At 72.7% G+C, this 20,577-nt stretch carries 17 protein-coding genes and 1 pseudogene; 8 read left to right on the top strand and 10 right to left on the bottom strand.

Annotated elements, in window-relative coordinates; all coding sequences use genetic code 11:
- Positions 1-2: 2 nt before the first annotated feature.
- On the bottom strand, positions 3-1,196 hold the full coding sequence (locus ACFV9H_RS22915; RefSeq protein ID WP_385401185.1) for a serine hydrolase domain-containing protein: 1,194 nt from the start codon (positions 1,194-1,196) through the stop codon (positions 3-5).
- Positions 1,197-1,492: 296 nt separating this feature from the next.
- Positions 1,493-2,701 carry a hypothetical protein gene (locus ACFV9H_RS22920; RefSeq protein ID WP_385401188.1) on the bottom strand — a complete coding sequence of 403 codons (1,209 nt, stop codon included), beginning with the start codon at positions 2,699-2,701 and terminating at the stop codon, positions 1,493-1,495.
- Positions 2,702-3,150: 449 nt separating this feature from the next.
- Between ACFV9H_RS22920 and ACFV9H_RS22925 the strand changes: the two genes are divergently transcribed.
- Positions 3,151-3,942: a class E sortase gene (locus tag ACFV9H_RS22925; protein WP_385401190.1), complete on the top strand. Its 792-nt coding sequence runs from the start codon at positions 3,151-3,153 to the stop codon at positions 3,940-3,942.
- Between the two features lie 345 nt (positions 3,943-4,287).
- On the opposite strand, the gene ACFV9H_RS22930 is transcribed toward ACFV9H_RS22925, so the two are convergent.
- Positions 4,288-5,238 carry an RNA-binding protein gene (locus ACFV9H_RS22930; protein WP_385401192.1) on the bottom strand — a complete coding sequence of 317 codons (951 nt, stop codon included), beginning with the start codon at positions 5,236-5,238 and terminating at the stop codon, positions 4,288-4,290.
- A 168-nt stretch (positions 5,239-5,406) separates the two neighbouring features.
- Positions 5,407-6,009 (bottom strand): DUF6529 family protein, encoded by a 603-nt coding sequence (locus ACFV9H_RS22935; protein WP_385401195.1) that lies wholly within the window; start codon positions 6,007-6,009, stop codon positions 5,407-5,409.
- A 403-nt stretch (positions 6,010-6,412) separates the two neighbouring features.
- Between ACFV9H_RS22935 and ACFV9H_RS22940 the strand changes: the two genes are divergently transcribed.
- From ACFV9H_RS22940 to ACFV9H_RS22950, 3 genes are all read left to right on the top strand, one after another.
- Entirely contained in the window at positions 6,413-7,858 is a 1,446-nt protein-coding gene (locus ACFV9H_RS22940) for an SWIM zinc finger family protein (RefSeq protein ID WP_385401198.1), read from the top strand.
- Positions 7,855-10,536 (top strand): DUF6493 family protein, encoded by a 2,682-nt coding sequence (locus ACFV9H_RS22945; protein ID WP_385401200.1) that lies wholly within the window; start codon positions 7,855-7,857, stop codon positions 10,534-10,536. The genes ACFV9H_RS22940 and ACFV9H_RS22945 overlap by 4 nt, the downstream gene beginning before the upstream one ends.
- Before the next feature lie 144 nt (positions 10,537-10,680).
- Positions 10,681-11,013, top strand: coding sequence for a hypothetical protein (locus ACFV9H_RS22950; RefSeq protein WP_385401203.1), 333 nt, complete (start codon positions 10,681-10,683; stop codon positions 11,011-11,013).
- A gap of 86 nt (positions 11,014-11,099) precedes the next feature.
- On the opposite strand, the gene ACFV9H_RS22955 is transcribed toward ACFV9H_RS22950, so the two are convergent.
- Complete coding sequence (locus ACFV9H_RS22955; RefSeq protein WP_385401206.1) at positions 11,100-11,417, bottom strand: hypothetical protein; 318 nt, start codon at positions 11,415-11,417, stop codon at positions 11,100-11,102.
- A gap of 212 nt (positions 11,418-11,629) precedes the next feature.
- Positions 11,630-12,178, bottom strand: a complete 549-nt coding sequence (locus ACFV9H_RS22960) for a hypothetical protein (RefSeq protein ID WP_385401208.1) — start codon at positions 12,176-12,178, stop codon at positions 11,630-11,632.
- Between the two features lie 114 nt (positions 12,179-12,292).
- Between ACFV9H_RS22960 and ACFV9H_RS22965 the strand changes: the two genes are divergently transcribed.
- Positions 12,293-14,491 carry an ABC transporter substrate-binding protein gene (locus tag ACFV9H_RS22965; protein WP_385401209.1) on the top strand — a complete coding sequence of 733 codons (2,199 nt, stop codon included), beginning with the start codon at positions 12,293-12,295 and terminating at the stop codon, positions 14,489-14,491.
- A 49-nt stretch (positions 14,492-14,540) separates the two neighbouring features.
- Here ACFV9H_RS22965 and ACFV9H_RS22970 read toward each other — a convergent pair whose 3' ends face one another.
- Positions 14,541-15,632, bottom strand: a complete 1,092-nt coding sequence (locus ACFV9H_RS22970) for a mechanosensitive ion channel family protein (protein WP_385401212.1) — start codon at positions 15,630-15,632, stop codon at positions 14,541-14,543.
- Between the two features lie 317 nt (positions 15,633-15,949).
- Between ACFV9H_RS22970 and ACFV9H_RS22975 the strand changes: the two genes are divergently transcribed.
- Entirely contained in the window at positions 15,950-17,287 is a 1,338-nt protein-coding gene (locus tag ACFV9H_RS22975) for an MFS transporter (RefSeq protein ID WP_385401215.1), read from the top strand.
- Entirely contained in the window at positions 17,284-18,522 is a 1,239-nt protein-coding gene (locus ACFV9H_RS22980) for an anhydro-N-acetylmuramic acid kinase (RefSeq protein WP_385401218.1), read from the top strand. Before ACFV9H_RS22975 ends, ACFV9H_RS22980 begins: the two co-directional genes overlap by 4 nt.
- Positions 18,523-18,573: 51 nt before the next feature.
- Here ACFV9H_RS22980 and ACFV9H_RS22985 read toward each other — a convergent pair whose 3' ends face one another.
- Positions 18,574-18,795: a hypothetical protein gene (locus tag ACFV9H_RS22985; RefSeq protein WP_385401220.1), complete on the bottom strand. Its 222-nt coding sequence runs from the start codon at positions 18,793-18,795 to the stop codon at positions 18,574-18,576.
- An 87-nt stretch (positions 18,796-18,882) separates the two neighbouring features.
- The gene (locus ACFV9H_RS22990; protein ID WP_385401222.1) at positions 18,883-19,137 is read right to left on the bottom strand and encodes a hypothetical protein; all 255 of its coding nucleotides are present in this window, start codon (positions 19,135-19,137) and stop codon (positions 18,883-18,885) included.
- Positions 19,138-19,682: 545 nt separating this feature from the next.
- Between ACFV9H_RS22990 and ACFV9H_RS22995 the strand changes: the two genes are divergently transcribed.
- Positions 19,683-20,240 (top strand): hypothetical protein, encoded by a 558-nt coding sequence (locus tag ACFV9H_RS22995; RefSeq protein ID WP_385401227.1) that lies wholly within the window; start codon positions 19,683-19,685, stop codon positions 20,238-20,240.
- Positions 20,241-20,348: 108 nt separating this feature from the next.
- Here ACFV9H_RS22995 and ACFV9H_RS23000 read toward each other — a convergent pair.
- Positions 20,349-20,483, bottom strand: a pseudogene (locus ACFV9H_RS23000) (HAMP domain-containing protein); the annotation flags it as partial.
- Positions 20,484-20,577 lie beyond the last annotated feature (94 nt).

Here is a 20,577-nt window from a genome sequence, read left to right on the forward strand (position 1 = left end):
TGTCAGCGCCCCTTGAGCAGGGCGCAGGCGAAGTCCTCCTGCACGGTACGCAGCCGGGCCAGCAGCGCCGGCTTGTTGCTCTTGCTGGTCTGGGTGTTGATGGTGAACGTCAGCGAACGCGTGCCGTCAGGGGTGGTGGCGGCCAGTTGGGTGTAGCCGGGGAAGTTTCCGGTGTGGCCGTAGAGCACACCGCAGCGGGTGGTGTACTGGAAGATCCCCAGCCCGGCGGCATTGGTGCCGGGGCCGGCGGGCTCCGAGGAGTCGCCGGGACGGAAGGAGAGCTGCTCCTTGCGGGTCTTCTCCGACAACAGGGCGGGACCGCCGTACGCGCGGATGAAGGCGCCCAGCTCGATGGGGGTGGAGACGATGCCGCCGGAGGCCCAGACGCCGGAGACGCCGACAGCCTCGCTGATGTCCTCGGGTTCGGCGGGCGGGAGGACGTCGTAGCCGTGCAGGTAGGGCTGGGGGAGCCGGTAGCCCAGCGGCAGGCTGGTCCGGCGCAGACCCAGCGGGCGGTATACGAGGTCCCGCAGGAGGTCTTCGTAGCGGCTGCCGGTGACGGCCTCGGCCATGAGCGCGACCGCGATGTTGTCCGAGTTGGAGTACTCGTACAGGGAGCCGGGCCGGAACAGCAGCGGCTCCCCGGCCACGAAGTCGAGGAGCCTTCGCGGGTCGAATACATGGCGCGGATCGGCGCGGAGGATCTCGAGGAACTCGGGGGCGGCCGAGAAGTCGGGCAGGCCGCTCGTGTGCTGCAGGAGCTGGCGCAGGGTCACCGCGTGCCAGGCCGTGGGCTGGTCGGGCAGGCGCTCGCCGATGCTGTCGTCGAGGGAGAGCCGGCCCTGGTCGACGAGTTGGAGGGCAACGGCCCCGGTGAACGCCTTGGCGATGCTGGCGATGCGCATGTGGTCGTCGGGCTGCGGCGGGCGGCCGGTCGCGATGTCGCCGACACCGGAGGTGTACACCTGGGTACGGTCCGCGCGGGTGAGGACGGCGATCACCCCGGGCGGGCCGTCGTCCTGGGCGACGAGCCGGTCGAGCTGCTGCTGGAGGTCCTTGTCGTGGCGCGGGCCGCCATCAGCCGGACCGGGGTCGCCGGCTGCCTGCGCGGGATGCAGCAGCACTCCGAGCGCGGCGGCGAGGACGGAGGCGGACAGTCCGGTACGGAGGCGGCGTCCGCGGGCGCGGGTCAGCACGTGTGTGTCTCCTGGCGTGCGGAGGGGCGGTGGGCCGACGAGACCCGACCGGTTCATCCGCCTGCCTAGCAGCCCGCGCCCCGCACCCGGGCCCACGGCGCGCGTCGAAGCCCCCGGTTGGCCGTGGAATTGGTAACCGGGCCGCGGCACATCCCCCGTGAGCGTGCGGCACCTACGTGGTGACGTTCGGGCGCTGCCGGCGAGGAGTTCCGCAAGCAAGTCGGCCGGCGGTCGGCCGGCGGTCGGCCATCGGTCGGGCGACGTCGGGCTGCGGAGGGCGGCCGGTCCCCAGGGGCTCAGTCCTGCCAGTAGAACAGCAGCGTGAACACGTCCAGCGGCTCCCGCGACCCGAAATGGTAGACCCCGAGGCCCGATACGCGGACCGCGCCGCACTCCGCGTCGATCCACCGGAAGCCGGCCGCTTCGAGTGCCGCCCGGGCCTCGGGATCGTCATCGAGGTCGCCCGCGAACGGGCCGAGCGTGCTGACGTACAGCTCGCGCCCGTCCCGGTACCCGATCACGTGGTAGGTGCCGTCGCCCTGCTGGTTCGCGTCGCCGCAGGAAACCGGCCGCTTCGGCGCCAGCCCGGCGGCGGCCAGGCCCTTCGCGGCGCGGCGCAGTTGCGCCTCTTTGTCGACGGGGACGGGCGGCTGCGTGCAGATGGCCTCGATCCGCCAGCGCGGGTCGCTCTGCTTCTCGCACCAGGGACCGTACTCGTGCACGATGGCCCGCCGTACGTCCTCCGCCAGGCCGGCCACCTCGACCCGCGGCCGCCCCAGTGCCTCGTAGGTGGCTCGGGTCTGCGTGACGTCCTCGGTCAGCCGGTGCAGCGCGTACGCCGCCCAGAGCGCGGAGTCGACCGTGGGGGCGGCGTCGAGGTGGCCGCGCAGCCGAGCGGGGTCGGTGAGGAGTTCCTGCGCGAGGTGGCCGACGGCGGCGTCGGGGTCGGCGAGCGCATCGAGCACGTCCTCCCCGGCGCGGTGGCGCAGCCGCACCCGCAACGCGCGCGTCTCGGGCCGGGATTCGTCAAGCCCGTCGAGTACGGCCGCCGCTCCGTGACGCGCCACCAGGGCGTCCAGCCCGGCGTCCCCGCTCTCGCGGCTGCGCGGCCAGTGGCTGAACGCGAGTTCGGCCAGCCCGGCCGCGGCCATGAGGTCGCCCAGCCGCCCGCGCGCCGTGAGCACCGCCTCCGTCATGCCGTAGGCGCTCTCCGCGCGCCGGTCCTCGTGCCGGAGCCAGGGCAGCAGTTCCTCGTGGTCCGAGAGGACCTCCAGCAGGGCCACGCGTACCGACCCCGTGTCGTCCCCGTCCCGGACGCATGCGAGCAGGTCGTCCAGCCGGGTCGCGGGCACCCGCCCGGCCAGTGCCCGCACGCAGGCCAGCCGGCGCCACCAGGGCTCGGAGCGCCGCACGGCGCAGGCGGCCAGGGACTCGGCGTCGCACACGAGGAGTCCGGCGGAGTCGATCTGGCCCGCGGCCGGAGTGAGGGTCGTGATGCTGGGCATCCGGGGATGCTAGTGCGGGATCCGCAGCCGTACGACCCCATTTCTGCTCCGGTCGGTTGTCGTGCGGCGCCCGATGACCCGCGGCCGCCGCGAACCCGCCTGACCTGCCCTCGCGCCGTCCGCCCTCGCCGAGTGCGCGAACTCGGCCTCGACGTGCACCGGCTTCGCCCCGACCGACTGCACGGAGCCACCAAGGCGATACGGTTGGTAGTCATTCCTTACTCGAGGGTTCCGGGCGGTCCGCACTCTTCATGCTCGGCCGTGCGAGGACTGGCTGCCGGCACCGCTGGGACGATCTTTTTCCGATCGTCCGCCACGGCATGGGCGGGATGGCCCACCTCACGTGCGGCAGCCCTGTTGCGGAATCTTTCACTCGGCTAGCGTCGTTTGTCCGATAGGTGTCGTCCCCACGCCGGGGTGAGACCGCCCGGCCCTCGAACCGGAATGCCATGCTGAGCCAGCGAACCGTCTCCACCGCGCTCGCCGCCACCGTCATGCTCGCGCTGGGCGGCTGCTCCACCGTTGCCGACGCGGTCAGTGGTGACCCCCGACCCACCGCCACCTCCGCGATGACGTTGTCGGCGAACGTGCCGAGCCCCCCGGTGACCCCGCCCGTCGTGTCTCCGACCCCAACGATTTCCACCGCGGCTGCTTCGACAGCCTCGCCGTCCGTCTCCGTGCAGCCCGCGCCCGAGCCGCCGCCCTCGGCGAGCGAGGTGCGCACCCGGCAGGGCGTCCTCGCCATCCCCGGGATCGGCCTGAAGGATCTGTCCGTGGTTCCGTACGAGGGGACCACCGACGACTGGCCCGGCACCCGTATCCAGGACCGGGGACTCGCCGCCAGTCCGTACGGAGAGAGGGGCGGCGTCGGCCCCGGCCAGATCGGAAACTACCTGATCACGGCGCACCGGCTGTCCGCCGGTGGGCCGCTGCGTGACCTGCCGTCCCTGGACATCGGCGACTCCGTCTTCGTCGCGGCGGGCGGCGCCGTGTACGAGTACCGGATCACCGGGACCCGGAAGACCTCCTTCCGATCGGAGCGCTCCCTGCTCGAGCAGCGGGCCGCGGTCCCCGGTGAACCGGGCGTGCTGCCGACCCGGGCGATGATCACGATCTCCACCTGCGCGACCCCTGAGGACAACGCCGCGGGGAACTTCTGGCGCGACGACCGGGGCAACCCGGAGCACCGCATCGACAAGATCGGCGTACTGGTCTCCACCAAGCCCGAGGCCGGAGCGTAAGGCGCCTCGTGGTGGTCAAGATTCCGTGAAGGTGATCAAGCGGCGAGATCTACTCCAGCAGCCTGGTGCACATCCCACGGAAGCGAGTCCTGGTCGACCTCCTCGCGTCTCTTCCTCTTGAGCGGCGAGAACGGCTTCTGCGTTCGGAGACGCGAATGATCGAGTTCCTGGACCGCCAGGCCCGACGAGCCAGAGGTCAGGACGGCGGCCGGCCATGAGCGTGTCCGTGTCCGTGCAGGCCTCCGCGCCGGTCCCCGGGGCCCCAAACGGGTGACTGAGCACGACTCATGGCCTGGTTGGCCGACTTCAGCGCGCACATTGGTCGGCCGTCCGGCGCGAACCGGGTCACCAGCGTGCGCGGAGCACGCCGTCGCTGTCGGGCAGGACGGCGCACAGCAGCGGGCGGCGTTCGTCGAGGTACAGGGACAGGGCGCGCGCCGCCCGCGCCCCGGCCACCAGGGCGGAGAACTCCTGGTACTCGGTGTCGTCGACGATGGCGTGGCTGATCGTTCCGTCCTGCGCCTCCCAGACGATTTCCACGGAGTCCTCAGTGGGCAGCGCGGCGAGGACCGCGCCGACATCGGGAAGCAGGTCGGGCCAGACGGACAGCACGGCTCGCGGGCCGAGACCGGCGCGCACCGCGTCGAGGTTCTCCGCCGTGAGCCGGTGCCAGCGTGCGGCGTTGCCGACGTAGCACTCCTCCAGCAGCACGGCCTGCCGTGCTGCCAGCTCAGTGTGCACGCGCGCCCAGAAGTCCTCGTCAGCGGCCTCCCTCACCTCAGGTTCATCGAACTCGGCCGCGTAGGGGGACGTCGTCAGCGGTTCCGGGAAGAGGCCGAGTTCCCGCGTGCGGGCCAGGGCGTCTGCGCTGGGCCGGTCGCTGCCCACGTACACGTACTGGTCCCACCCGACGTGCACGGTGAACACGTCCCCCGCCTCCAGCCGGCACCAGGCGCCCTCCTCGCGGAGCATCATGCGGACCAGCTCCAGAGCGACCGGAAGGGAGACCTCGGCCCCGTCGTGGTAGCCGCTGAGGTCGGGAGGGAAGAGCCGGTTGAGGCCGTGCCCCCCGACCGGTGGCTGGATGCCGAAGTGGACGAAGCCGGTGACCGAGGGCTCGCGGATCTCCAACCGATCGATGTCCGAGGCCTCCGCGAACGCGGCGATCGCCGCCAGATACGCCGCCTCGACCGGCCCGTGGTCGCTGACCGTGTCTTCGGCGCCGGTGTAGTTGCCGCGCCCGTCACGGTCGGCGGGGTCGTACTTGGTGATCCGGTGAACGAAGGCCGGCGGCACGCTACTCCTCGGACGGGGACGCGGACGGGGACGGGGCGGGAGGGGTGCCAGCGTAGTTTCCGGTCCCGATTCCGTAGCCAGGGGGTTGGCACTCGCGAGCGGTGATGTGCAGACATATCCGTGAAGTGGCCGAGGTGGCGTAGCCGCCATGCCCGAACCGCCTTACCTCTACCCCGCTGGCAGGTGCGGGTACCCGAGTGACAGCACCGGCACGCTGTCTCCGTTGAAGTGCCACAGTGCGCTCGCGTACCAGAGGACCACCACCACGACCGCCAGCGCGCCCCCGGCCAGTGGCAGGGCCCAGCCCGGCAGGCGCCGGCTCTCCACCAGCAGGACCTTGGCGGCAAACGCCCCGTAGAAGAAGCAACCCGCGATCGAGTGCACTGCCACACGCGAGCCGGTCAACTGCACGCCGTACGCCCGGACGCAGTGCACCGTGATCGGGACGGTGAGGGCGAACAGCGCCACACCGACGATCCGGTGGGTGATCGACACCGGGCCCGGCACCCGGCGCACCCCGGGCAGCCGCCGGTACATCCACAGGGCCAGCAGCAGCTGGAGCGCGGCCAGCCCCAGGATGCCGGTGGCGAGTTGTGCCTTGAGGCGCAGGGCATCGGCGCCCGTCTGGCCGAACAGTGTCGCCGTGTAGTCCGGCGCGTTCGCCCGGCCGATGAGGAACACGGCGACGAAGACGGCGGCGGCAGCCGCGAACGCCAGTGCGAGAGCGATCCCGGCTTCCGGGCGGCGCAGTGCGGGCCGGGCGTGCGACATGGTGCTCCTCGTCTCGGACGCCGAGTGTTGGCGATTTGCCATCCCTTGTACTCGCCTGGTGCGGCAGATGGCGGCCGACGCGGCCGTGGCGACCTCGACTCCTCCGATCGTGGATCGTGTGGGAGTGCGCGGACGGGGTCCGTGGCGGCTGGGCCCTGCCTGGTCCTGCCGCTGATGCGGGCCCAGGGGCACGGCCACGGCGTCGACGTCTCCTCCATCGTCGGCAACTCGCGGAGACCCCCGAGAACGGCCGCGCCGAGGACTTCGCTGCGCGGTCATCGCCCAGGGAACACCCATGGCCTGACGTAGCCTCAGACACTTGACCCGCGTCGCGCCCCCGGTACCGGGCGGGGGTCGCTGCGGCGAAACGGCCTTGTCAGTGCTCCCGTTTAGCGTTCCGTACATGACGCGAACCGCACACACCTTCGCCTACGCGGGCTCGTCCTCGCTGACCACCGCGGCCGGCACGGGACGGATCCTCGGCTTGGAGACGGCCGGCGGCCTGACGCCCGCCGGGGCCGAGGCCCACCCCCAGTTCTTCACCGGGTTCCTCAACAGTCCCCAGGCCGCCGCCCGCGCCCTGCTCGCCGTCGCCGACGTGGCCGCCGCCCGCTACTACCGGCGAACCCTGCGGGCCTCCCTTGACCCGGTCGTCACGGGCAACGGCGACCGGCTGCGCTTCGAGTCCTTCTCCGGATGCTGCGGGGTGTACGCCCGGCTCGACGTGCTCCCCGAGGGACTGGGCGGCGCCGACACCGGCCACGGCACCACCAACGTCGACGTCAACAACCCGCTGCGCGAGGCCCTGTCCCGGCTGACCGGCGACGACCCGCTGCACCTGCGCGTCGGCCCCGACGAGCTGACGGTCACCACTCTCGACGGCCCGGTCGTCGAGAAGAAGGTGCCGCTGCCCGACCGCTGGCTGCGCGGCTTCGCCGAATCCCAGGCCATCACCACCGGCTTCGACCTGCGCGCCGAACTCGCCGCCGCCGAAGCCGTACGCTTCCTGCGCTCGCTCCCGCGTACCCCCGCGGGCGGCGGCGCCGCGAGCGCCGCCCTGTGGGTGGTGCCCGCAGGCCGCACGCTGCGCCCCACCACCCGCCCCGTGCCCGGAGCGGTCTGCCTGCCCGGACCGGACCGGCTTGCCGCCCTCCAGCGCGTCCTGCGCAACGCGACCGGCCTGCGCGTGTACGGGCCTGTGGCCGACGGCGCCGGACCCACCGCCTCCGCGTGGGAGGTCGGCCTGCCCGGTATGCGGCTCACCCTCACCCTCTCCCCGGAGCCCGACCGCGGGTTCTCCGGCGAGGGCGGCGTCCTGGAAGCCCTCGCCACCGACACGGCGGCCGAGGACGCCGACCTGATCTCCGTACTGCTGGCCTGGGAGCCGCGCATCGACCCGGCCGACCTCGCCGAGCAATCCGGGCTCCCCGTAGAGCGCGTACGGGCCGCCCTCACGCACCTCGGTACGGCAGGCCGCGTCGGCTACGACCTCGCCGAAGCCGCCTACTTCCACCGCGAGTTGCCCTACGACGCCCGCCGCGCGGAACGCCACAACCCGCGCCTTGTCGCCGCCCGCGCCCTGCTGGCGGAGGGCGCGGTCACCCTGGACCACGGTGCGGGCACCGCGGTCGTCGCCTCCGGGGAACGCCGCTACCAGGTCCGCGGCACCGGCGGCGCCCTCGGCTGCACCTGCCAGTGGTGGGCCGACTACCGGGGCCGCCGAGGCCCCTGCAAGCACGCGCTCGCCACGCGCATGGCCCGGCGAGCCGCCACGCAGGCCACCACCACGCCCGCGGACACCGCCACCACCACCACGAACGCCACCACCCCCGCCGGAGCCGCACGATGAACGCCACCGCCCAGGAGACCACCGCTCCCGCCCCGCAGCCGGACGTCCCCGCGCGGGAGATCCTCGTCGCCGTCCGGGCCGGACGCACCGCCGCCCTTCCCGGACTGCTGAAGCCCCTGGACCGGCTGCAGCGCCGTGAGCTGCTCGTGGAGTTGAAGGCGCTGCGGGCCGATCTGCGCTCCCAGGGCTGGGAGAACTGGCGCGAACGGGACCTGGTGAGCCCGGCCCTGGTCGTCGCCGGCGCCGGATGCACCACCGGTGCGGCGGCCGCCGCCTCCTGGATCGCCGCCCGCGACCTGCGCCGCTGGCAGGTGCTGCCGACCGGCATCCTCCTCGACGTCCTGTCCGACCGGGAGCCGCGCCGGCTCGGCGACCTCGCCCACCGGCTCGCCGCGCGGGCCGCGACCGCCGAGCAGGACTACCCCCTGATCCGCGCGCTAGTCGGCCTCGCCGGATGCCCGATGCCCACCACCGACGGCTGCCTCGAAGGCTGGGCCTCGTCCCTGCCCACCGCCCTCATCCCCCTCGTCGACGCCCTGCGCAACGACCCGTACACGGCCGAGCTCGTCCCGCGCCTCTTCGAGACGGCCGAGCCGATCGCCTCGCTCAACTGGCTGGGCGAACCCACCGGCCCGCACCACTGGCCGACCGCGCTCGCCGCCCTCGCCGAGGAGGGCCTGCTCGACCGTACCGCCCTCCTGGACGGGTGCACGGCCCGTCTGCTGCGCGGCGGCACGGCCCCCCACCTCAAGCCGTACCTCGCGTTCCTGCAGGCCTTGAACCCGACCCCGGAGGAGGAGCGGGAGCGCGCCGCCGACTGGATCGCGCTGGCCGCCGACGCCCCGTCCGCCGTCGCCGGGCACGCCCAGCAAGCCCTGGCCCGGCTCGCGGCGGCCGGCGGTCTCGCCCCCCGCCTGCTCGCCGAGATGTCCCTGACCGTCCTCTTCCGCCCCGAGAAGAAGCTGGTCCGCGCCCAACTGGTGCTGCTCGGCCGGGAGCTGGTCCGTGATCCGGCCATCGCCCCCGAGCTGCTGCCCGTACTCGGCGAGGCCTTCGGGCACTCCGACACCGACATCCAGGAACGGGCCCTCAAGCTCGCCGCCGCGCATCTCGTCCCCGACCCGCACGTGCGCGGCGAACTGGCCGTCCAAGCCCACCTGTTGAGCCCACTGCACCGATCGCGGGCCGTGGAGATCCTCGGCCCGGACGCCGCCCCCGCCACTGATGCCGCCCCCTACCAGGAGATCCTTCCGCCGCCCCCGGCCCAGGTCCCGCTCGCACCCGCCCCGGAAAGCGTCGAGGAGACCGTGGAGCTCGTCGCCGCCGTGCTCAACTCCCGCACCGCGAGCGTCGAGGAGTACGAACGCGCCCTCGACGGCCTCGTCAGGCACGCCCACCGGGACCGGGCCGCCCTCGCGGCGGCGCTGCGCCCCGCGCTGGCCGGACGTTGGTGGCTCGACCCCGAGCAGTCCCGCCACTACACCAGCGAGCTTCCCGGCATCGAACACGTCGCCGCCGCCGTCCTGGACGTACACCCGGCGACACCGGTCCACCCGCCGCAGCCCGCGCTCGTGTCCTGGCGCAGCAACTGCCACCACCCCGCGTTCCACGTCGCCGCCCATGCCCGCGTGGCCGAGGCGGCACGGCACATCGCGGCCCGGCCGCTCCCCTTCCTGCTCGCCGTCCCCACCCACACGAGCGGCTCCCTGGACCCGCGCACGCTGATCGAGCGCCTCGCCACGTACGCACGGCTCGGCGAGACCCCCGCCCCGGCGGACTTCGCCCAGGCCCTGCTACGGACCCGCCGCGACCCCACCGCCATTCCCGCGGCGGAGGCCCTGGGCACACCCGAGGGGGAGCGGCTCGCGGCCTGGCTCGGTGAGGACGGCCTGCCCGCCGCCGTCACCCGCCGCACCGCGCCGGCCGTAGCCCGCCACTACGACGAGTGGCCGGAGCACCTCACGCTGGACACCGGGGAACGCACCACCGTTCTACGCCGATTCCCCAAGCCGTTCCGGGAGCTGGGACAGGCCCGCATGGCGACCGGCCGTTGCTGGGACGGCGCGGGCGACGGCGACGCCGCCCTGGTCGCCGCCCTCCCCGAGGACCGGGAGACCCTGGCAGCCTGGTCGCTCCCGGCCATCACCTCCTGCGCCCTCCACGAAGGCCGGGGCGGGACCGCCGTGCTCCCCCTGCTCGCGGCCGCAGGCGGACCGGCCGGCCCGGCGCTCCACCTCGCCGTCGCCACCGCACTCGGCGCCCGGCACGCCGAGGACCGGCTGAGGGCCGTCGATGCGCTCCTCGCCCTCGCCGCCCGCGGCGAACTGGACGCCGTACGCCTGGGCTCCGACCTGGGGGAGCAGCTGACCCTGGGCACCGTCAAGCCCAACCGGCTCGCCGACTCGCTGCGCACCGCCGCCGCGACCGGCGCCCACACGACCACCTGGTCCGTCCTGGCGGCCGCCCTGCCCGCCCTGCTCACCGGCACTGCCGACCCGCGCGGCACCGGTGACCTCCTCGAGATGGCCGCCGACTGCGTGGAACAGTCCATGGTGGTCTCCCCGCACCCGGCCGGCCTCGCCGCCGTCGCGGCCCGCGGCGGCCGGTCCCGCCTGGTCACGCAGGCCGTCCGCCTGGCCAAGGCCCTCGACCGAAACCAGGAGTCGGCGGCTGCCTGACCCGGTGCCGGGCCCAGGATCCCCATTGGGCGAATGAGTGAACGATTCTCCTTACTGCGTTCGAGTCACTGGAGTTCCGTCGAGAGATGAGGACGGGGGATCGTTGACGGGATCGAACTCCGCTCACCAGAAATGGACGTCGATATGCGTCTCCGTCATGCACTCACACGCCTGGCCAGGCTCGGCCTGACGGCCGGCACGGCAGCCGTGCTGGTCGCCGGCCTGGCCACCAACGCGCAGGCCGCCGCGGGAACGATCCGGTACTTCAACTTCAGCGGCCAGGAGTTCCGGATCGCCGATCCGCCGGACAACGTCTGTCTAGCCCTCCAGATCCGGGCGACCAATGTCACCAACGAGACGAACAAGAGGGTGAGCGTCTACCTCGGCACGAGCTGCAACACCTTCGTCACGACCCTGGCCCCCGGCCGCGGAGTGTCCTATGTCGGTGGCCCTCAGTCGGTGCGGGTCATCGGCTGACGGACGACGGGTCGGCCGGCACGCGCTCTCTGTCATAGCCCTCGCCGCGGCCCGGCGGATCCAAACCCGCCGGGCCGAACTGCCGGTCAGCCAATCCGCTTGGGCATCACGATCCGGCTCGCCCGCTCCCCCGGCCCCGAGATCAGGCACCACGTCCCGCGGTCCAGGATGCCATCCGTCTCGGGGCCGGCATCCACCGTGTCGGGGAAGGTGACCTCGGCTGCCAACAGGTCGAAGTCCAGCGGTAGTTCCAGCTCGCATGCCGCGCCGCCGCGAGGGTCCACGATGAAACCCTCACGGCCCGGCACGTACCGGTTGCCGTGGGCGAGCAGCAGCTCGACCACGGGCAGCAGGCTGCGCCAGGGCTCAGCACTTTCCGGATCCCCGGGGGCGATCTCAAGCATCGTGTGGCCCTCTTTCCCGGTCACGCTCCGCCGGCGCCCCACTTCTGCATGGGGTGGTCCCGTACGGGCGACCGTACCTGCCGCAGGTTCGGCAGGTACGCCTGCGGCGGGCCGCCGACATCGTACTGCGGGTCGGCCTCGGCGATGCCGACCCGCCCGCGGCAGGCCGAGCCGCTGGTACGACTCGCTACCCGGCGGACGGGTCGGCCGGCTCAGTGGAACAGGACGGACGCGTCCCCGGCCGGTGTGGTGACCGAGCCCGGGCACAGGAAGCTGCCCGAGGTCTTGGCGGCGGTGAAGGCCCGGTTGACGTACTTCCGGCTCGTCCCGTCGCGATCCCACACGATGTTCACCGCCTTGTAGCGGCAGGAGATGAAGCTCTGCCTGCCGGTGATGTCGATCAGATCGGTCCGCGCCGTGCCGGCGGCGTCGTCGAACGTGAAGGCGGGATTGTTGTTGAGGGTGGCGGCGATGCCGCCACCGCAGGCCAGATTCCCTCCCGGCGGGTTGATCGTGGTGCGGTCGATGGTGAGGGCAGCCGGGGCAGCAGCGCTGGTGCTCGCGTTGGTCCAGGTGCACGTGCTGCCGGCGACCACGATCACGCCGTCGGCCTTCAGGTCGACGGCCGAGCTGCCGGGGCCGTGCGCGAGGGCGCTGCCGGTACCGGTGAAGGCCGCCGCGAGCACCAGCGTCGCGGTCCCGGCGATGCCGGTGAAACGTGAGATGCGCGTCCTGTGCGTGATGTGCGTGATGTGCCTCATGATTCGCTCCTCCATGCCACGTACTGGTGGGGGTGGGCGAGGCGCTGGGCCTCTCAGAGGGTGTGCGGAGTGCGTGCCGGGAGCGTCCCACAGCCACGCTGAACTGTCAGGAGCATGCCACGTGCTGGAAGGGGATTGGCTGGAATTACCGCTCGGTACCTTCGTCGCCCCTCGCTTGCACGCAAGCCCAGCTCGGCAGGGGGACTTGGGCGGCTGCCCGTGCAGCGGGTGGCCGAGATCGGCGCCGCCATGCTCGATGCGCTGGCCGAGGCGCACAGGGCGCGGATCGTCCATCGTGACATCAAGCCGGACAACGTGCTCCTGACCAAGGACCGTGTCGTCCTGACCGACTTCGGCATCGCCCATCTCGCGGACGCCACCACCAAGCTGAGCCACCGCGGGATCGTCATCGGCACGCCGCACTACATGCCGCCGGAGCAGCTGGAGGGCAAGCGCCCGACCCCTGCCAACGACCTGTGGGCGCTCGGGGCGACGCTCTACCACGCCGTCGAGGGGCACCCGCCGTTCGAAGCGGAGGGGCTCCACGCCCTCGCCGTGGCCGTGTTCACCCGGCCGCACCGGCCGGCGGTACACGCAGGCTCGCTCGCTCCCGTCCTGGACGCGCTCCTCAGCAAGGACCCGGCGCAGCGCGTGGGCGCCGCCGAAGCGGCGGAGATGCTGGCAGAGGTCCTGCGGTCCTCCCCGCCCGGTCCCCACGCATCCGCCGGGCAGGGGCCTGAGCCCGACCCGACCCGCCCGCAGACTCCCGACCCGCGGGCAACCCCCGTACCGACACCGGACGCTGCGACGCCCGCTCCCGCTCCCGCTCGAACGGCGCCGGAGCAGCCGCCGTCGACGACGCCGTCACCGCGGACCCCGACGGTCCTGGACTCCGGGTCCGGCGCGGGAACCCCGCAGCACCCCGTGCCGGACCGGCCGACCGCCCCGCCCGTGCCCGATCCCCCGACCGAGGAACCGGCCACGTACGAAGCGACGTACGAGGCGAACCAGATCGAGGAAGGCCGGCGGGCGTCCATCCGGCGGCGGCCCTCCCTGACCCGGCGCTCCGTCGTCCTGGCCGCGGTGCTGGCCACGCTCGCCACAGGCTCCGTCTTGACCTGGACGCTCACCCGTGACGAGGACGCGCCCCACGGGGGTGGGACGGCCGGCGGTGGCGGCGGGTCTGCGGCTTCCTCCGTCACGGTGGTGATCGGGGTGGACGCACCGCTCAGCGGGGGGCTGGCCTCCATGGGCGTCGGCATCAGGAACTCGGCCGAGCTGGCGGCCAGGACCGCCAACGAAACCAAGCACGTCCCCGGTGTGAAATTCGAGATCCAGGCCCTGGACGACGGGGCAGACCCCGCCAAGGGTGCGTCCAACGCCGCCCGGTTCGTGTCCGACACGCAGGTGCTGGGGGTCGTCGGCCCGCTCAACTCCGTTGTCGCCAAGACCCTGGTGGCGCCGCTCGCGCGGGCGAACATGGCCGTCGTGTCACCGGGCAACACCGACCCCGTGCTGACGCTGGGGCCCGACTGGGCCGCGGGCGCCACCTCGCGCCCCCACTCCACGTACTTCCGCACCGTCGCAACGGACGTCGACCAGGGGCCGTTCGCCGCCCGGTACCTGCACGGCGAGGCGAAGAAGACCAAGCTGTACGTGGTGGACGACGCGAGTGCCCACGGCGCCGCTCTCACCTCAGGTCTCACGGCCGAGTTCACGAAGCTCGGCGGGACCATCGTCGGTACCGAGCAGGTCGATCCCGCGGAACGCGCCTTCGCGGGCCTCGCCGAAAGGGTGCGGTCCTCGGGAGCCGACGCCGTCTACTTCGGTGGTTACCACGACACCGCGGCACCGCTCTCCCAGCAGCTCGAGCAGGCAGGGGTGAACGTCCCCCTGATGGGGGGCGACGGCATCTTCGACCAGCAGTACCTCACGACGAACCCGAAGGCCGAGGGCGACCTCGCGACCAACATCGGCGTGGCCGCCGAGGAATCGGCGGCGGGGCAGGACTTCCTCGCGCGGTACCGGAAGGCGGGGTACCCGGAAGCGGCCGGCTGGTACGGGCCGTACGCGTACGACGCGACCTGGACCCTCATCGAGGCGGTGAAGACGGTCGTGACGGCGAACGGCGGCACCCTCCCCGGCGACGCCCGGGCGAAACTGCCACCAGCCGTGGCACGGCTGGGCTTCGACGGAGTCACGGGCCGCGTCGCCTTCGACGGGAGCGGCGACACGGTCAACCGTCGGCTGACGGTGTACGCCGTGAAGGGCGGCAGCTGGGCGACCGTGACGAGCGGACCGGCCGCCCGCTGAAGCGACCAGCGGACTGCGGGCCCACCGCCGCAGTTGCCGCTGTCTCCCGCTATTCCAGTCCGTTCCCTGTCAGTACCGAGGCCGAGGCGTCGCGCTGGTGCGGGAGCACAGCCCCCCACGGCTGGACCGAGACCGTCCGCGTCGGGGCGGGGATGGAGATGCCCTCGGCCCGGTACCGCTCGTGCAGGCGCTTGATGAACTCGTGCTTGATCCGGTATTGGTCGCTGAACTCACCCACGCCCAGGATCACGGTGAAGTTGATCCTGGAGTCCGCGAACGTGTGGAAGCGGACGGCGGCCTCGTGGTCGGCGACCCCTCCCGAGACGTCGGCCATCACGCTGTCGACGACGTCGAGCGTGACCCGCTCGACGTGCTCCAGGTCGCTGTCGTATCCGACGCCCACCTGGACCAGGATCGACAACTTCTGTTCCGGCTGGGTGAAGTTGGTCATGTTCGTCCGCGCGAGACGGCCGTTGGGGATGATCACCAGGTTGTTCGACAAGTTGCGGACCACGGTGTTGCGCCAGTTGATGTCGACGACGTAGCCCTCCTCGCCGCTGCTGAGCCGGATGTAGTCACCGGGCTGCACCGTCTTCGATGCGAGGATGTGCACGCCCGCGAAGAGGTTGGCCAGGGTGTCCTGCAGCGCCAGGGCGACCGCCAGGCCGCCCACTCCGAGCGCCGTGAGCAGTGGCGCGATGGACACGCCCATGGTTTCGAGGGCGACGAGCACGCCCATGGTCAGCACGACGACACGGGTGATGTTGACGAAGATGGTGGCCGATCCGGCCACCCCCGTACGGGACTGCGCCAGGGACTGTACGAGTCCTGCGACACCCCTGGCCGCCGCGACCGTGGCGATGAGGATCAGCAGGGCGATCAGTGAATCGTTCACGAGTCCGGTGACCCGCGTGGTGAGCGGCAGCGCCGACGCTGCCGCGGCCGAGCCCCCGATGATCGCGGCCCAGGGTACGACCGTGCGGAGGGCGTCGACGATGACGTCGTCCCCGCTCCATGCCGTCCTGCTCGCGTGCTTGCCCAGCCATCGCATCAGGGCGCGGAGCAGCAACCCCGCCGCGACACCCGCCGCCATCGCGATGGCGGCCACCACCCAGTCGTGCAGGACGAGGTCCCGGCTCAAAGGATCCCCTCCGAAGCGAGAGGGGCCGGGGGAACGGCGAGGGGGACCCTCGGCCAGGGTATGTGTCGTGCCGTCACTTCTTCACCTGTCAGATCGCGCTGTACGGAGCCCCGTTCGAGCACGTGTACGCACTCGGTACGGGCTGCCATCCTGCCCCACGGGCAGCGCGGCACAACAGGTGGGCCGGGGTCGTCGCGAGCGCGCCCGGGGTGCGGCCGATCCGCTGAAAACCGGCGGCCCCGCGCATCACCGGGACTCCGCCCGGGCAGCCAGCCACCGTGGCCCGTCCCGCTCCCCGTCCGAAGAGCCGGCCCGCGGTGTCCGCCGCGGCCCCCGTACCCGTCCGTCCGCCGACCGCCCGGCACGCCCTCGTCGCCGGATCCGTCGGCAACTTCGTGGAGTGGTACGAGTTCGGCGTCTACGGCTCCTTCGCCACCGTCATCGCCGCACGCTTCTTCACCCCGGACGGCGGCGACCGGGGCCAGGCGCTCATCGCGACCTACGCCGCCTTCGCCATCGCCTTCTTCTTCCGCCCGCTGGGCGCCCTGCTCTTCGGCCGGCTCGCGGACCGGGAGGGGCGCCGGCCGGCGCTCGTCCTCGCCGTCTCCCTGATGACGGGTGCGACCTTCCTGATCGGCGTACTGCCCGCGTACTCCGCCGTCGGCGCGCTCGCACCATGGCTGCTGACCCTACTGCGCTGCGTCCAAGGTCTGTCCGCCGGGGGAGAGTTCGGCGGCGCGGTGAGCCTGCTGACCGAGACCGCACCGGCCGGCCGGCGCGGCCGCCACGGCGCCTGGCAGTCGTTCACGGTCGCCCTCGGGCTCCTGACGGGCGCCGGTCTCGCCGCCGGACTGGCGACCCTGCTCTCCGAGAGCGCCCTGTACGCGTGGGGCTGGCGCGTTCCCTTCCTGCTGGCCCTGCCCCTGGGCGCCGTGGCGCTGTGGCTGCGCCTGCGCCTGCCGGAATCCGGCCCACCGCCACGCCCGACCGCGCCCGCGCCCGGGCGCGCGGGAACCCGGGGGAGGCCGCAGCGCCCCGTCCCGGTGGACGGCTCGGCTCCGGCGCAGATGCTGGGAGCCGTCGTGCTCGGCGTCGGGCGGATCATGGGATGGTCCGCGGCCGGGTACACCTTCCTCGTCGTCCTGCCCTCCTACCTCCAGGCCACCCTCGGCACCACCTTCCAGCAGGCCCTGGCCGCCACCTTCGTCGCCAACCTCGGATTCGCCGTCGCGATCCTCCCCGCCGGCGTGCTCAGCGACCGGGTGGGCCGACGTGCCGTCATGCTCGCCGGCAGCATCCTCGTCGCCCTGACAGCCGTTCCGGTTCTGCACCTGCTGCGCGACCCCGGCACCGCCCTCGCGGCGAAGGCGGCACTGCTGGCAGCGGCCGGCGCGATGATCGGACTGCTGGCCGGGCCCGGCCCCGCCCTGCTGGCGGAGATGTTCCCGACCCGGGTGCGCAGCACCGGACTCGGCCTGGCCTACGCACTCTCCAACGCCGTCTTCTCCGGCTGCGCGGGCCTGATCATCACCACGCTCGTACGGCACACCGGCAACCCGGACATCCCTGCCTTCTACGCGGCAGGCACCTGCGCACTGGCCGTACCCGCCCTGCTCTCCCTGCGCCCCGACGACCACCTGAGGCCCCTGAGATGACCCACCGCTCCACACCTCCCGCACCGGAGGAGACGGCTACGCAGACCACTGTCATCGGCCTGATGTCCGGCACCTCCTGCGACGCCGTCGACGCCGCGGCCGCCCGCATCACGTACGACGGCACCGCACTGCGCCTGACCCCGCTCGGCATGGTCAGCGAACCGTACGACGACGAGCTGCGCCACACGCTCGCCGCGGCGCTCCCGCCCGGCCGTACCACCCTCGCCGACGTGTGCCGCCTCGACACCCGCATCGGGCAGGCCTTCGCCCGGCTCGCCGTCCGCGCCGATCGCCAGCTCTGCGAGGGACGGGCCGAACTGGTCGCCTCCCACGGCCAGACCGTCTTCCACTGGGCGGACGGCGGCCGCGTGCACGGCACTCTGCAACTCGGCGAACCCGCGTGGATCGCCGAGGCGACCGGACTGCCCGTCGTCTCCGGCTTCCGAACCCGCGACGTCGCCGCCGGCGGACAGGGCGCACCCCTCGTCGGCCTGATCGACCGCATGCTGCTGCGCGGACACCCGGGCGTCCCGGCAGCGCTGAACGTCGGCGGCATCGCCAACGCCACCGTCCTCACCCCCGACGGCACCGCGGCCGCCTTCGACTCCGGGCCCGGCAACGCCCTTCTCGACGCCGCCGCCCGCCACTTCACCGCCGGCAGGCTCGACCACGACACCGACGGCCGCCTGGCAGCCCGCGGCACTGTCCACCGGCCGCTGCTCGACCGGCTGCTCGCCGAGCCGTACTACGCGCTGCCCGCGCCCAAGACCACCGGCCGGGAGCTCTTCCACACCGGGTACCTACGGACGGCCCTGGAGGCGGTCGGCCCGCTCCCCGCCCCCGACGTCCTCGCCACCCTCACCCGGCTCACCGCCCGTACGATCGCCGAGGCGCTGCGCCCGTTCGGCGTCACGGAGGTGCTGGCGTCCGGGGGCGGCACCCGCAACCCCGCCTTGATGGCCGAACTTCGGCAGGCACTCGGGGCCTCGGTGCGGCTGCGCAGCTCGGCCGCGCTCGGACTGCCCAGCGCCGCCAAGGAGGCGTACGCCTTCGCGGTACTGGGCTACCTCACCCTGCACGGCCTGCCGGGTACGCTGCCGCAGTGCACGGGCGCGGCGGGCCCGCGGGTGCTCGGCAGCATCACCCCGGGCCGCACGCCGCTCCGCCTCCCCGCCCCGCCGGCGCAGGCCCCCCGCACCCTCACGGTCGACCCGGCGCCGGCCACGGTGCGTTGACGTCGGCCGCCCACAGATTCCCGCAGACGGAATCGGTGGGCGTGCGTCTGCTCAGAGGAGTTCGGCGAGGCCGAAGCCGAGCAGCCCTGCGGCAAAGCACCCGAGGACGGCCCAGAACGCGGTCCGGCCGAACGGGAGGGCGCGGACCGCGACATTGAAGTGGAGGCTCTTCTCCATCGTCCCGGGGGAGGGGCGGCGCCCGGTGATGAGGATCAGCCCTCCGAGCACCAGCATGCCGAGTGCGATGAAGATGATGGCGGCGCCCCCTGCCACCGCCGGCGCAGCCCCGTCGGGAGCGAGAACGCCGCAGGGGCGGCCGACGTCGCTGTCGGTCCGCCCCTGCAGCGCGAGCCGCCCGGGTCAGGCGCCCAGGTGGTGCCCCTTCCCCCACTCCTTCACGCCACCCGTGGTGCAGGTCGAGGTGTAGACAGGACCGGTGAACGCCGGGCGGCTGGCGGGCACAGCGGCGACCGAGGAACAGTCCGAAGAGAAGCCCGCGCGACCGCCGGAGAACCAGTCGATGTCGACCCCGTCGTTGGCCAGGGCGGCACCGGCCCCGCCCAGGAGGATGCCGGCGGCCAGGACGGACGCGGTGACAGCAGAACGAATACGCATGACTCCCCTAAGGATCTATGGAACGACGCGTCGGTCGATGTGCGCGTCGGCCGGTCCAACTGCCGGGGGGCACCTTGGGGAACGGCAGTTCACTCCAATGCCCGCAGCTGTATCGTTTCGACACCCCGCACCCACTCACGCCCCCGCCGGACCGCTGCGGGCCGCGAGGAGATGGCCACAACCGCGACTCCCGAGCGGGCCGCCTCCACCGCAGCGGCCGGCGCACCCGCAGGCGGCCCGCCCGTAGCCGGCAAGCCCCGATACGCCCGGGGCATGGGGCACGGCTACTGTTCGGGGCGGATTGTCTTATCGACCTGTTGCCAGGGGCTTCTCTCATGTTCAAGCGCCATGTCTCTGTCCTGATGGTGGCCGTCGGCTGCCTCGTGCTCTCCGCCTGTTCCGGCGGTCGGGCATCAGTGACTGCCGACCATGCACAGGCAGGGACGCAAGATGCCCCCGCAAGGTCGCAGACCGATCCGGCGCCGTCCCCTTCCGTTCCCTTGCCGGCGCGTGGGGCGGTCGGCGAAGTACCGGATACCGCGCGGTTGCGGGAGCTGGTGCTGCAGCCGGGCGAGGCCGCCGGGGTCACCGACCTCCAGCACGGGGTCCGTGACGTGCATCCGTCCGAGCTGAGGCCCCTACCCCAGACGGAACGGTCGCCGGCCCCGTGCGCCACCATGTGGGCCCTGCTCAACCAGAAGGGCGCCCAGGCCGCCATCGCCCAGACCTTCGACTCCAACGAACCCGGGAGCCCGCAGGTGACCCTCCTCGCGTCCCATCCGGCGACAGGGGCCGCGACGACCTTCGCCCAACTGCGCTCGGCCGTCGCCGCCTGCCCCACAGACGGCTCTGACGACCGCAAGGCGACCGTGCGGTACGAGGACCTCGACAAAGCGGGGTTCCCCGAGGACACCATCCACATCCGGATGACGTTCGTCGCGGAAGGATCCGACGAGCCCGCCGACGTCATCGATCGCATCGTGGCCCGGGTCGGCGTGTGCATTGTCGACATGTCGGGGGTGGGTCCGGAGCCGTACCCGGGCCTCTCCGAAGTTCCCGTCCTCCGGCAGATTGAGCGACTTCGGGCCGCGCAGGGGCTCTAGCGGCCCCGTGGCAGGGTCACGGTGACCGTCAGGCCTCCGGGTGCGCAGTTCGTGGGAGGCGTTGGCGACGAATCGGCGCTGTGTGTCGAAGGAGCGGTCGAGCCGTTCGACCATGAGGTCGAAGTTGTCGGCGAGGTCTCTCACCTCGTCGTCGCGGCCGTCGAGTGCGATGCGCTCGCGCAGGCTTCGGTCGGCGGCCGGGGCGGAGGCGATGCGCCGTGCGGTGTCGGTGACCCGGTGCAGGGGGGTGCCCCTATGGGTTTGGTCAAGCTGATGGGGCGGGTTGGGGTTCGTAGAAGGTGCCGTCGCGGAGCATCGCGAAGAGCACGTCGGTTCG

Origin of the sequence: Streptomyces sp. NPDC059874, assembly GCF_042731135.1 — a bacterium.
In the GTDB taxonomy this organism is placed as follows: domain Bacteria; phylum Actinomycetota; class Actinomycetes; order Streptomycetales; family Streptomycetaceae; genus Streptomyces.

Excerpts from the sequence above, each read along its gene's own strand:
- ACFV9H_RS22920 (WP_385401188.1), bottom strand. The coding sequence starts at position 2,701 with ATGCCCAGCATCACGACCCTCACTCCGGCCGCGGGCCAGATCGACTCC.
- ACFV9H_RS22925 (WP_385401190.1), top strand. The coding sequence starts at position 3,151 with ATGCTGAGCCAGCGAACCGTCTCCACCGCGCTCGCCGCCACCGTCATG.
- ACFV9H_RS22935 (WP_385401195.1), bottom strand. The coding sequence starts at position 6,009 with ATGTCGCACGCCCGGCCCGCACTGCGCCGCCCGGAAGCCGGGATCGCT.
- ACFV9H_RS22940 (WP_385401198.1), top strand. The coding sequence starts at position 6,413 with ATGACGCGAACCGCACACACCTTCGCCTACGCGGGCTCGTCCTCGCTG.
- ACFV9H_RS22945 (WP_385401200.1), top strand. The coding sequence starts at position 7,855 with ATGAACGCCACCGCCCAGGAGACCACCGCTCCCGCCCCGCAGCCGGAC.
- ACFV9H_RS22950 (WP_385401203.1), top strand. The coding sequence starts at position 10,681 with ATGCGTCTCCGTCATGCACTCACACGCCTGGCCAGGCTCGGCCTGACG.
- ACFV9H_RS22955 (WP_385401206.1), bottom strand. The coding sequence starts at position 11,417 with ATGCTTGAGATCGCCCCCGGGGATCCGGAAAGTGCTGAGCCCTGGCGC.
- ACFV9H_RS22960 (WP_385401208.1), bottom strand. The coding sequence starts at position 12,178 with ATGAGGCACATCACGCACATCACGCACAGGACGCGCATCTCACGTTTC.
- ACFV9H_RS22965 (WP_385401209.1), top strand. The coding sequence starts at position 12,293 with ATGCCACGTGCTGGAAGGGGATTGGCTGGAATTACCGCTCGGTACCTT.
- ACFV9H_RS22980 (WP_385401218.1), top strand. The coding sequence starts at position 17,284 with ATGACCCACCGCTCCACACCTCCCGCACCGGAGGAGACGGCTACGCAG.
- ACFV9H_RS22990 (WP_385401222.1), bottom strand. The coding sequence starts at position 19,137 with ATGCGTATTCGTTCTGCTGTCACCGCGTCCGTCCTGGCCGCCGGCATC.